Source organism: Huijunlia imazamoxiresistens (assembly GCF_037132455.1).
Classification (GTDB): domain Bacteria; phylum Bacteroidota; class Bacteroidia; order Chitinophagales; family Chitinophagaceae; genus Flavisolibacter; species Flavisolibacter imazamoxiresistens.
This window is the reverse complement of record NZ_JBBBEI010000002.1, coordinates 163,106-173,830: the sequence shown is the minus strand read 5'-3', so window position 1 is coordinate 173,830 and position 10,725 is coordinate 163,106. Positions and strand designations below refer to the sequence as shown.

Annotated in this window: 12 protein-coding genes and 1 pseudogene; 6 read left to right on the top strand and 7 right to left on the bottom strand. The window is 54.8% G+C overall.

Annotated features, from left to right (window positions below; translation table 11 throughout):
* Together V9K67_RS02550 and V9K67_RS02545 are read right to left on the bottom strand one after the other, a co-directional pair.
* Positions 1–204, bottom strand: a pseudogene (locus tag V9K67_RS02550) (30S ribosomal protein S12); the annotation flags it as partial.
* 109 nt (positions 205–313) lie between these two features.
* Positions 314–1,366 (bottom strand): branched-chain amino acid aminotransferase, encoded by a 1,053-nt coding sequence (locus V9K67_RS02545; protein WP_336719846.1) that lies wholly within the window; start codon positions 1,364–1,366, stop codon positions 314–316.
* 76 nt (positions 1,367–1,442) lie between these two features.
* On the opposite strand from V9K67_RS02545, the gene V9K67_RS02540 reads away from it, so the two are divergent.
* From V9K67_RS02540 to V9K67_RS02520, 5 genes are all read left to right on the top strand, one after another.
* Positions 1,443–1,928 carry a hypothetical protein gene (locus V9K67_RS02540; protein WP_336719845.1) on the top strand — a complete coding sequence of 162 codons (486 nt, stop codon included), beginning with the start codon at positions 1,443–1,445 and terminating at the stop codon, positions 1,926–1,928.
* Between the two features lie 9 nt (positions 1,929–1,937).
* Entirely contained in the window at positions 1,938–2,528 is a 591-nt protein-coding gene (gene rdgB / locus V9K67_RS02535; protein WP_336719843.1) for an RdgB/HAM1 family non-canonical purine NTP pyrophosphatase, read from the top strand.
* A gap of 72 nt (positions 2,529–2,600) precedes the next feature.
* Positions 2,601–3,098 (top strand): RNA polymerase sigma factor, encoded by a 498-nt coding sequence (locus V9K67_RS02530; RefSeq protein ID WP_336719841.1) that lies wholly within the window; start codon positions 2,601–2,603, stop codon positions 3,096–3,098.
* A gap of 4 nt (positions 3,099–3,102) precedes the next feature.
* A complete protein-coding gene (locus tag V9K67_RS02525) occupies positions 3,103–3,846 on the top strand; it encodes a hypothetical protein (RefSeq protein ID WP_336719840.1) in 744 nt (247 codons plus the stop codon).
* 6 nt (positions 3,847–3,852) lie between these two features.
* Positions 3,853–4,293: an acyl-CoA thioesterase gene (locus V9K67_RS02520; RefSeq protein ID WP_336719839.1), complete on the top strand. Its 441-nt coding sequence runs from the start codon at positions 3,853–3,855 to the stop codon at positions 4,291–4,293.
* A gap of 96 nt (positions 4,294–4,389) precedes the next feature.
* Here V9K67_RS02520 and V9K67_RS02515 read toward each other — a convergent pair whose 3' ends face one another.
* The 3 genes from V9K67_RS02515 to V9K67_RS02505 all read right to left on the bottom strand — a co-directional run bounded on the left by V9K67_RS02515 (position 4,390) and on the right by V9K67_RS02505 (position 7,389).
* Positions 4,390–5,124 carry a shikimate dehydrogenase family protein gene (locus tag V9K67_RS02515; RefSeq protein ID WP_336719838.1) on the bottom strand — a complete coding sequence of 245 codons (735 nt, stop codon included), beginning with the start codon at positions 5,122–5,124 and terminating at the stop codon, positions 4,390–4,392.
* Positions 5,121–5,897, bottom strand: a complete 777-nt coding sequence (locus V9K67_RS02510; RefSeq protein ID WP_336719836.1) for a phosphosulfolactate synthase — start codon at positions 5,895–5,897, stop codon at positions 5,121–5,123. Before V9K67_RS02510 ends, V9K67_RS02515 begins: the two co-directional genes overlap by 4 nt.
* Before the next feature lie 76 nt (positions 5,898–5,973).
* Positions 5,974–7,389 (bottom strand): tetratricopeptide repeat protein, encoded by a 1,416-nt coding sequence (locus V9K67_RS02505; protein WP_336719835.1) that lies wholly within the window; start codon positions 7,387–7,389, stop codon positions 5,974–5,976.
* Positions 7,390–7,616: 227 nt separating this feature from the next.
* Between V9K67_RS02505 and V9K67_RS02500 the strand changes: the two genes are divergently transcribed.
* Positions 7,617–7,895: a hypothetical protein gene (locus V9K67_RS02500; protein WP_336719834.1), complete on the top strand. Its 279-nt coding sequence runs from the start codon at positions 7,617–7,619 to the stop codon at positions 7,893–7,895.
* A gap of 165 nt (positions 7,896–8,060) precedes the next feature.
* On the opposite strand, the gene V9K67_RS02495 is transcribed toward V9K67_RS02500, so the two are convergent.
* Together V9K67_RS02495 and yidC are read right to left on the bottom strand one after the other, a co-directional pair.
* Positions 8,061–8,714 carry a hypothetical protein gene (locus tag V9K67_RS02495; RefSeq protein WP_336719832.1) on the bottom strand — a complete coding sequence of 218 codons (654 nt, stop codon included), beginning with the start codon at positions 8,712–8,714 and terminating at the stop codon, positions 8,061–8,063.
* Positions 8,715–8,814: 100 nt separating this feature from the next.
* A complete protein-coding gene (gene yidC / locus V9K67_RS02490) occupies positions 8,815–10,647 on the bottom strand; it encodes a membrane protein insertase YidC (protein WP_336719830.1) in 1,833 nt (610 codons plus the stop codon).
* Between the last annotated feature and the right edge of the window lie 78 nt (positions 10,648–10,725).

Here is a 10,725-nt window from a genome sequence, read left to right as displayed (position 1 = left end):
CGGAATGTAGGCGATCACCTCTACTTTGTTGGTCAGACGCACCTTCGCTACCTTACGGAGGGCGGAGTTGGGTTTCTTGGGGGTTGTGGTATACACCCGGGTACACACACCACGGCGCTGGGGACAGCTGTCCAGGGCCCTGGATTTACTCTTTGCCCGGATAATCTCTCTTCCTTTACGTACTAATTGCTGTATAGTAGGCATTATTAACCTTTTGTTTTTGGGAGGGCAAAGGTAAAGGATAGCTTCAAATATCCAAAATAAAAATCCCAAAATCGATTTGATTTTGGGATTTTCAGCGGAAAAAGTCGTATTAAACCTTCACCATCCAGCCGTATTTGTCTTCTTTTTTGCAGGACCGGATGTCGTCGAGCCATTGCTTTACGCCCGGCATCACCTGCCACTGGTCGATGTCGAAATGCATCACGAAATCCTTGTAGCGCAGTTCCTTGATGGGCGATACGGTGGCGGCGGTGCCGGTACCGAACACCTCGCGGAGCTGGCCGGCCCTGAAGGCCTCCATGATCTCGTCGATGCTCACGGGGCGCTCCTCGATGCCCAGGCCCATTTCTTTCAGGATGGTCAGCACGCTTTGGCGGGTCACCCCGTTCAGGATGGTGCCTTCCTCCAGGCCCGGCGTCACGGCGGTGTTGCCGATGATGAAGATAATGTTCATGGTGCCGATCTCCTGCACGTACTTGTGCTCGACAGGGTCGGTCCACAGGATCTGGTCGTAGCCTTTCTTCTTGGCTTCCTGGGTGGGATGCAGGCAGGCGGCGTAGTTGCCGGCGGCCTTGGCATAGCCAATACCGCCCCTGACGGCCCGCACGAAGAACTCTTCCACGTAAATACGCATGGGGGCGCTGTAGTAAGGGCCGGTGGGGCTCAGCAGGATCATGAATTTATAGGTGTCCGAAGGCTTGACCCCAATCATTTCGTCGGTGGCAAACATAAAGGGACGGATATACAGCGAATAATCGGGCTTGCGGGGGATCCAGTCCTTTTCCAGGGCCACCAGCTGCTTCATGCCCTGCATGAAGATCTCTTCGGGAACGGCAGGCATTTCCATGCGGGCCGCCGAAATATTGAACCGGCTGTAATTATCGTGGGGGCGGAAAATAAACGCATCGCCGTTCTCATCCTTATAGGCTTTGATGCCTTCGAAAATGGCCTGACCGTAGTGCAGCACCGCGGCCGAGGGATCCATGACCAGCGGGTGGTAAGGCCGGATGCCCACGTTCGTCCATTCGCCGTTTATGTAGTCCGCCTCCAGCACATGGTCGGTAAAATACCTTCCAAAAGATATATTTTCCAGGTTGAGATCTTTCAGTTTACTTCGCTCAGCTTTTGTAACAGGAATTTCCATGGTACCCAACATAATAATTAATTTAGCACGACAAAGAAACAAAAAAGCTAAGAATACAGGCTACTAACCTTCGCAAATGAGCTTAAATAATATACAACTGCATCCCGGACTTCTTGCAGCCCTGTACCCGGATGTGTTGGTTGAGACCGCTGCCGCCGCCGCTCCCGCTCCTGCCCTGCCTTACCTGGGCGGCAATAAAAAGCAGATCACCATCGTGGTGCCCCACGAAATGAAGGTGTTCCCGGTGGAAAGCGAGCTGGCTTTTTTAACGAATATTTTAGCCGCCTGCAAGCTCACCCTGGCCGATGTGGCCCTGGTACAGCTGCCCCCGGGTGCCCCGCTGACCTATGAGTTCCTGCGCAGCGAACTCCAGAGCAAGGCGATGCTCCTGTTCGAACTGGCTCCCGACGCCCTGGACCTACCCTTCCACTTCCCCTTCTTTCAGCTGCAGGAGTTCGACGGCTGCACCTACCTGGCGGCCCCGGCCCTGAAGGAGATCGAAAAGGACAAAGCCACCAAACAAAAACTCTGGGGGTGCCTCAAAACCCTCTTCAACCTGTAAACCGCGTACATGAAACTGATATTCGCCACCAACAACGGCCACAAGGTGCAGGAAGTGAAGGCCGTGCTGCCCGCCGACCTGGACGTTTCCTCGCTCCGGGAAGCCGGCATCATCCAGGATATCCCCGAACCCCATGATACCCTGGAAGAAAACGCCGCCGAAAAGGCCCGCACCATCTACCGCCTGACGCAGACCAACTGCTTCAGCGAAGATACCGGCCTGGAAGTGGCCGCCCTGGACGGCGCCCCGGGCGTCCGCAGCGCCCGCTATGCCGGCGAAGAAGCCTCTTCGCAGCAAAACATTGAAAAACTGCTCCGCGAACTGGAAAATAAGGACGACCGCAGCGCCCGGTTCCGTACGGTTGTCTTCTTAATAATGGACGGCAAGGAATACCGCTTCGAAGGCATCTGTACCGGGCGGATCACCCCAGAACCCTCCGGCAGCGGCGGCTTCGGCTACGATGCCGTTTTCATCCCGGACGGGGCCGAAAAAAGCTTTGGCGAGATGACCCTGGCGGAGAAAAACCGCTACAGCCACCGGAAAAAGGCCATGGACAAACTGGTAACATTTTTGAACCACATCACTACAAATCCGCAGTAATTGAGTGCAGGAAGCAACCAAATGATCGCCGAATCCGACTTAATTGAAGGATGCATTGCGGGTAACCCGAAAATGCAATACGAATTGTATGCCCGTTTCGCGCCCCGGATGTACGGTGTGTGCCTGCGGTACGCAGGCAGTACGGAAGAGGCCGAAGACATGCTGCAGGAAGGCTTCATCAAGGTCTTTAAAAAGATCGGCAGCTACCGGCAGGAAGGCTCCTTCGAGGGATGGGTGCGCCGCGTATTCGTCAATACGGCCATCGAGCATTTCAGGCGGAAGACCTACCTGCAGCCGATAACGGAACAGGAAGAAAATACCATGGAAGGGAAGTACCTGTCGGTACTGGACAGCCTGGCGGAAAAGGACATCACCCAGCTGATCCAGCAACTGGCACCGGGCTACCGCACCGTATTCAATATGTACGTGGTCGAAGGGTACACCCACAAGCAGATCGCCGAGGCTTTGGGCATCAACGAAGGTACCAGTAAATCGCAGCTGTCCCGGGCGAAACTGATCTTACAGGAGCTGGTCCGGAAGCATATTGAGCAACGAAAACAAGTACCGTAACAACATGAGCAACCCTATTCAAAATAAACTGCTGAATTTCGAAGTGCCCCCGCCGGAGCACGCCTGGAACAAGATCCAGTCGGCCCTGGAGCAGGACTCGGAATTCCTGCTGTCCAGGAAGCTGCACAATTACCAGCAGCCCCCCTCCTCCCAGGTTTGGGAAAACATCAAGGCACGGCTCGACCAGGAAAACGGCGCCGCCCCTGCCCCTTCCGTAGTCCAGCCCCGTCGCTTTCCCCAATACCTTCCGGCCGCTGCAGCGGTGCTTATAGCCGCCCTCCTGGGCCTGTTGTTCCTGCTGCGTCCGCCTTCCGAAGAACCCGCTGTGGCCGCCGGCCGGCAGCAAACGCCGGTACCGCAAACCACGCCTCCGCCCCCGCTGGTTACCGCCAGGGCCGGCGCAGACAAACGCCACGCTCCTCCTTCCTTTTCGCCCCTGGCGAAAGCAACGGCTCCCACCGACCGCCAGCCTTCCATGGGCAAGGCAGACAGCCCTCTGCCCCTGCCCGGCCAGGACATTTCCGCCACCCTCCCTTCCGGCCGTTATATGATGGTTGCCGGTACGACGGGCTATGCCGTAAAAGTGTCCAAAAAGCTGTACGACCTGTTTGCCTGCTCGGAAATGGACTTTTACTGCCGCCAGCAGATCGAGCTGCTGCAACAACGGGTAGCCTCCTCCGACGTGGTGGCGACCGCCGGCGTCAACAGCGTGCTGGACCTGCTGAAAACCCTGGAAAACAAACAATAGAGATACATGGCGAGAATAAAGGTCTCCGTTCCGGAGCAATTTCCGTTTTCTGCGATCCTCCCCGTACGCATCACCGACATGAACTATGGCGGCCACCTGGGCAACGACGCAGTGCTCAGCCTGATGCACGAAGCCCGGGTGCAGTTTCTAAAACATTTTCAACTGGCCGAGCTGGATTTTGCCGGGGTTTCGCTCATCATGAACGACGTGGCCATCGAATATAAAAGCGAGGTATTTTACGGCGATACGCTGAAGGTGTACGTGGCGGCCAACGACTTTTCCCGCATCGGCTTCGACCTGTGTTATAAGCTGGTCAAGAACGAGGAAGAAACCCTGGTAGCCCTGGGCAAGACGGGCATGGTTTGCTTTAACTATGAAACCCGCAAGATAGCCGTCGTACCGGCGGAAGCTCGCGAAAGACTTGAAGGGGCGCCTGAAACTTTTTGAGGAATTGGTTCATTAGTTAATTGGTTAATTGGGCCTTGACCGTTGAAGGATTCTTCCCCCCTTCCTAATATCCCAATTAACCAATTAACCAATTCCTTAATAGGAATTCCAGATCTTCCAGCTTTCCTCGGCTTGCAGCAGGAGCATTTCGGCTCCGTTGGCGATTCGGGCGCCCTGCGCTTCGCCTTTTTGGAGGAACAGGGTCTTTTCGGGGTTGTAAATGAGGTCGTAGAGCAGGTGGCGGGACGTCAGGGCTTCGTAGGGAAGCGGCGGCGCTTCGTTGACGTTCGGGTACATGCCGAGCGGCGAGGTGTTTACCACCAGCAGGTGTTCCCCGATCAGCTCCGGGGTCAGTTCGCTGTAGGTGATCGTGTTTTCCCCTTTCGAACGCGACACCATCCGGTAGCGGATGCCCAGGCTTTTCAGGGCGTACTGGACGGCCTTGGCGGCCCCTCCCGTTCCCAGCACCAGGGCGCTGGTATGCTGCGGCTCCAGGCTTTTCTCCAGCGACTGCCGGAAACCGATGACATCGGTATTGTAGCCATGGAGCTTTCCGTCGGTGATCTTAATGCAGTTGCAGGCCTTCACCTCCTGTACGATATCATTCTGCCCGTGCAGGAACGGCAGCACCGCCTCCTTATACGGGATGGTGACGTTCAGGCCCTGCAAGCCCGGAACCGACCGGATCAATTCGGGCAGTTCGTCCATGGAGGCCAGCTCGAAGTTCTCGTACCGGCAGCCGGGGATACCTTCCGCCTCGAACTTCTGGGTGAAATAGGCCTTGGAAAACGAGTGCTTCAGGGTTTTCCCCAGCAGTCCGTATACCCTCATTGCACGCTTTCTTTATTATTCAGGAATAAGTGGAAGGTATCGCCGCGCAGGCCTACCCGCATGGCTTCCAGGGACAGCACCTCGGAGGGGGCGATATTTCCCAGGTTCACGTTGCAGCCCAGTAATTCAATGAAGTACAGCTGCTGTTCTTTTTGCGGGGCTTCCCACAGGATTTTTTCGCCGGGGATCTGGGTCAGGATCTCCTGTACCAGGCCTTCCCGCACTTCACCCGAGCCGCGGTAGATGCCCACGTTGCCGCCCTCCCGGGCCTCGGCGATCACATAGGCCGCGCCGGCATCCAGCTCGGCCCGCATCAGCTCGATCCATTTGTAGGGGGGAATGATATGAGCGGCATCCTTGCTGCCCACTTCGCTCAGGACGATGCCGTGCCTGGTCATCTTTTCAATATAACCGCACTTTTCGGTATGGGGGATGGTAATGGAACCATCGCTCACTTCCATGTACTGAATTCCATAATCCTTACAAATGGCCAGGTAGTCGTCGAACTGGTTGCGCACCAGGAAGGCTTCGAACAGGGTGCCGCCAAAATAAACGGGAATATCATAGGACCGGTACACTTCCAGCTTCTTTTCCAGGTTGGGGGTAACGAAGGAAGTACCAAAACCGAGCTTCACGATATCGATGTGGGGATGGGCCACACTTAAAAAGTTTTCCGCATCATTGATGCTCAGCCCTTTATCCATCACCATGGTGATCCCCGAAGTACGCGGCTTGGCGTGCCTCTGGGGCATCTGCGTAAGGTTGAAATTCATTTATAGCTTGTTTGAATCTATTTATCCAATTGCCGGCAAAAATAGGGAAGTACCGCTACTAAACGGGTAACACCCCTCAGCGTTTGCCTTTTTTGTAGCGGGCGATGGTATCGGCCACGCTTTGGATTTGCAGCACGGATGGATTCAGGGCTATGAATTTCTTGACCGTCTTGGGCGACTCCTTCAGTCCTTGCTCGAGGTACAGCATAGCCTCCTTGGACTTGCCCATGGCAATCATGATGGCGCTTAAATAGTAAATGAACAGCGGCTTGCCGTTGGTGACGTTCAGGGCCGTGAGGGCCTGCTGCCTGGCTTCGGCATAGAAACCGGACTGGTACAGGCAGCGGATCAAGGCTTCCCAGCCTCCCAGCTTTTTGGGCTTCACGCGTACGACCGTGGAGAAGTACTGGACGGCTTCCTTGATCATGCCCATATTGAGCTTGCACTCCCCCATCAGCAGGTTGTACTCGTACTGGTGGCGGTGGATGCGGAGGGCCGTCTCCAGCTGTTTGGCGGCATTGATCCAGTTGGCCTCGTTGTAATAGGTGCAGGCGATCTTGTACAGCAGCTTGCTGTCCTCGGGGTTGAGGTGGGAGGCTTTGCGGTAGTGGAAGCGGGCCTGGGCGAAATTGTGCAGGCGGTCGTAGCAATGGCCGATGGCCTCGTAGATCACTTCTTCGGGCTTGGACAGCTCCAGCACCTTTTCCAGGGCCTCGATGGCTTCTTTGTACTTGCGCAGCCGGATATAGGCATCACCGATATTGCGGTAGGCGTAATCGAATTTCTCGTCGATGACCAGCACATACTGGTAGGCGTCGATGGCCTTTTCGTACAGTTTCAGTCCCTGGTAGGCTGCTCCGAGGTTGAACCAGGCCAGCTCGCAATAGGGATGGTCGTCGATGATCTGCAGGTGCAGGCGGATGCTTTCCTCGTTGCGGCCGGTGAAGTCGGTCCAGAAGCAGATCTTGTACAGGGCTTCCTCGTTGGTGGGATCTTCCTTCAGCAGCAGCAGCAGGCAGTCGAACACCTTGTCGAACTCTTCGTAGTCGTCGTATACGTCGGCCAGCTCGAACAGGAGCTCCACCTTCTCCTCCCCTTCCACGTAGCGGATGGCTTCCTCCAGCAGGGCGACGGCCTTTTCCTGCATGTCCAGGGCCAGGTAGGCGTCGGTGCGCAGGATATAAAGGTTGATGTCGGTGGCGTCGAGCATTTCGGCTTTCTGGAGTACCTCCAGGGCCTGCTGGTAGCGGCGGGTGGCCAGCAGCAGGTCGGCCTTGCGGAACAGGATGGCGGCCGAGAAGGGGAAGTATTCGGCAGCGATCTCCGCCGCTTCCATGGCCTTGGCGATATCTTCCTGCTCCTCGAAAAAGTCTATGATCTTCTCGAAGGCTTCTTCTTCCAGGAAGGCGGTATTCTGCCCGGTACGAATTTCTTCATATAATTTGAGTAACTCGTAAATGCGTTCACTATCGTAAAATGGGTCTGTAGTCATCTAAGAATTCTCCTTCAATTTACTATTAAGCCAAAAAAACACCAACTTTTCGTGAATTAACTTTCAAAAAGGCCATCTGGCCGAAAAGTAGGTAAATAGCAAAAGATAATGGTGGTAAAGGTTGGCTAAATGTTAATATTTATGTTACTTTTGTTGAACAAATGAAAAGTACCACCACCATAAACTGCCTAATTAAAAAGAAAATAGCCACTGTAGCGCTTGTTACCGTGTCTTTAGCTTCTTTCGCCACGTTAGGGGATGGAGGTAAGAAGGCCGAAAATAAAACCTGTTTTTTCCCGAAAACCTATACTTCCACCAACTCCAAACATTTTTCCTTAAAGACCCAGTTCAATTACCGGGGCAACCAGATCCTCAGCAACACGTCCTCCGAACGGTTTATCATGCTGAATACGGTAGTCACCTATCAAAAAGGGAATACCACCTACATTCTGCCCATGAAAAAGAAGGTATTGCTGGACCGGGTGAAGTTCAACCCAGCCCCGTAGGAATTTCGGATTTCCGATTTCGGATCCCTTGAAAGAAGAAATTGGCTTACACATTATAAAGCCCCCTATTTGGGGGCCTTTTTATTTACTATATTTTGGATTTAGAAGGCGTTCCAAAACATAAGACGCTTTCTGCTATCAAGGGTTCCGAAATCCGAAATCCACCTACTTTCCTCCCTTGCTTTCCGAATAGGACATGATGCGGTAGCCGCTTTTGGGGAGGTCGAAGCGGGCGGCCGGCACGGGGCTGAACGAGATGGAAGAGACGGTATAGGTGATGCTTAGATTCCCCATCAGCGCCTCGTACTGCATGGCCAGGCCCGGCAGCGACTGGTGGCCGCTCTGGAAGTCCTTGTTCTCCGGCACCAGGTCCGGGGCATACCAAACAGTAAAATTGGTGCCGTCGCTCAACTTGCCCACGGCCTTCTTACAGGCATATCCCTGGATCTCCTTGGTTTCCGGCAGGTAGGAGAAGGTCACCCCCTCGTATTTCTTATTGGCGTCCTTCCAGTCGGCCGGCGACATCTGGATCAGGTATTTCTTGTCGCCATACTCCTTCAATACCACCACGGTGTTCCGGGCCCCGTCGATGATCGTGGACTGTGTGCCCAGCGAGGAAGCCATCTCGGTCCGGCTCTTCGCCCCCTTGATGTAAACGGTGCTGGTGGCGCCGTCGAAAAAATCGGCCGCCTGGGGCTTGCTGGTGCCCGTATTGATAACAATGTCGTAATGGATGGTTCCCTCGGAAAACTTCTTTTGACCAAAGCCGTTGATGCCTAATGCCAGCAAAAAGAACAGAATAGTAATCTTTATTTTCATAACCACGTTAACTATAGACTAGACGCTTCAAATATCCCGATTAGTTGCTTCATTAAAAAAACCCCGCCGGAGCGGGGCTTTATATTTTTTGCGGAAGGCGTTACGAACGGTTTTTGTTCTGCATTTCCTGCATGCGCTTCTGCTGCTCCTGCAACTCCTCCATCTTTGCCTGCCACTTGGATTTCACCTTCGGCTTGCGGCGGTTCTCTTCGATCTTCGCCAGGATCTTGTCGTGGTTGATGATGTAGTTCTGGATCACGAACTGCAGCGCCAGCGTAATCAGGTTGGACACGGTATAGTACCAGGTAAGACCGGCCGGCAGCTTGTTGAACACGAACAACAGGATGAAGGGGAAAATGTACGGCATGTACTTCATCATGGGGTTGTTCTGGTCGGGGGTCATGCTCATGCTGTACAGCGAGATCAGGAACGATGTGATGATCGCCGTCAGGGTGAACAGGCTCACGTGGTCGCCATACAGGGGAATGGTAAAGGGCAGGTCCAGGATGGAGTCGTACTGCGACAGGTCCTTTGCCCAGAGGAAGCTCTGGCCGCGCAGCGCCACGCTGGAGTTAAAGAAGTTGTACAGGGCAAAGAAGATGGGGATCTGCAGCAGGCCCGGGATACAACCGCCCAGGGGGTTGACGCCGGCTTCCTTGAACAGGCGCATCTGCTCCATGCTCATGGCCTGCTGGTCGTCGCCATGCTTGGCTTTCAGGGTCTCGATCTCGGGACGCAGGGCCTTCATCTTGGCACCGCTGAGGTAGCTGGTGTAGGTCAGCGGAGAGATCAGCAGGCGGATGAACAGGGTCAGCAGCAGGATCACGAGGCCGTAGTTGGCCGTAAAGCCCCGCAGGAAGTCGAAGACCGGGATCACGATCCAGCGGTTCAGGTATTTTACGAAGGCAAACATGCCGCTGCCCAGGTTGACCATGTCTTCCATATCATTGCCGTACTGCTTCAGGATCTTGTAGTCGGTGGGGCCGTAGTACAGGGCCAGGGGCACCTTGGCATTGGCCGCCGCCGGCAGCTGCAGCTGCAGGGTAGCCGTAGATTGCACGATGGCATTGCCGGTAGTGGGGCTTACCCAGCTGATCTTACCGGAAGAAAAGTTGTTCTTGGCAATAAAGGTGGTGTTAAAGAACTGTTGCTTGATACCCACCCAGTTGACGTCTTTTTCCAGCTCCTCGTTGCCGCTTTCTATGGCGCTGCTGTGGTCGTAATCGCCTTCCGCTCGGTAGCTGATCTGCGACTGCTGGCGCTCGTAGCTGAGGTCCTTCTGCAGCTGAAGGGCTTGATTCTGCCAGGAAAAATTCAGGGCATTGCCGGTAACGAGCTGGCTGGCACCCTGGAGGCCCAGGTCGAAATCGAGCATGTAGTTATTGGGCTTCAGCACGAACTGGTGGGTAACGGCCGTGCCGTTGCCGCCCTGGAGCTGGTAGGTGATGGTTTGGGTACCATCGGCCTGGCGTTGTACCTGGCCGCCGGTAAAATAAAAGTTGGTGATGTCGGTCGCCTTGCCGGGAGCCGTATTGATGACGTAGTTGATCTTGTCGAAATCGCTGGCCGCCAGCTTGACGTTGGTGCTGTCCGGCGCTTTAAAATTTTTCAGTTCCACCCATTTCGGCTGGCCGCCTTTATTGGTGAAGGCTACCTTCATCAGGTCGGTTTCCACGGTTACCACTTGCTCGTTGCCAAAGGCAGCGGTCTGGAAGCCGCCGGCCTGGCCCAGGCGGGTCGCGGAGTCGGCCCGGGCCGAATCAAGCCGGTAGGCGGCCGAATCGATTTTCGGGAGCCGGGCATGAGCTACGGAGTCGTCATATGCCCGCTTCCGGGCAGCATCCGCCTGGCCTTGCTGGTTATAAAAGAAATAGCCGAAAAATAAAACGGCCATGGCCACGAAACCGATGACGGTATTACGGTCAAAATTCATCTGTAGAGATTTGTTTTAAGGTGGTCGGGCAGTGTGCCGGGGAAGAGACGAACTGCAAGGAAAATTTCCGTTGCCGGG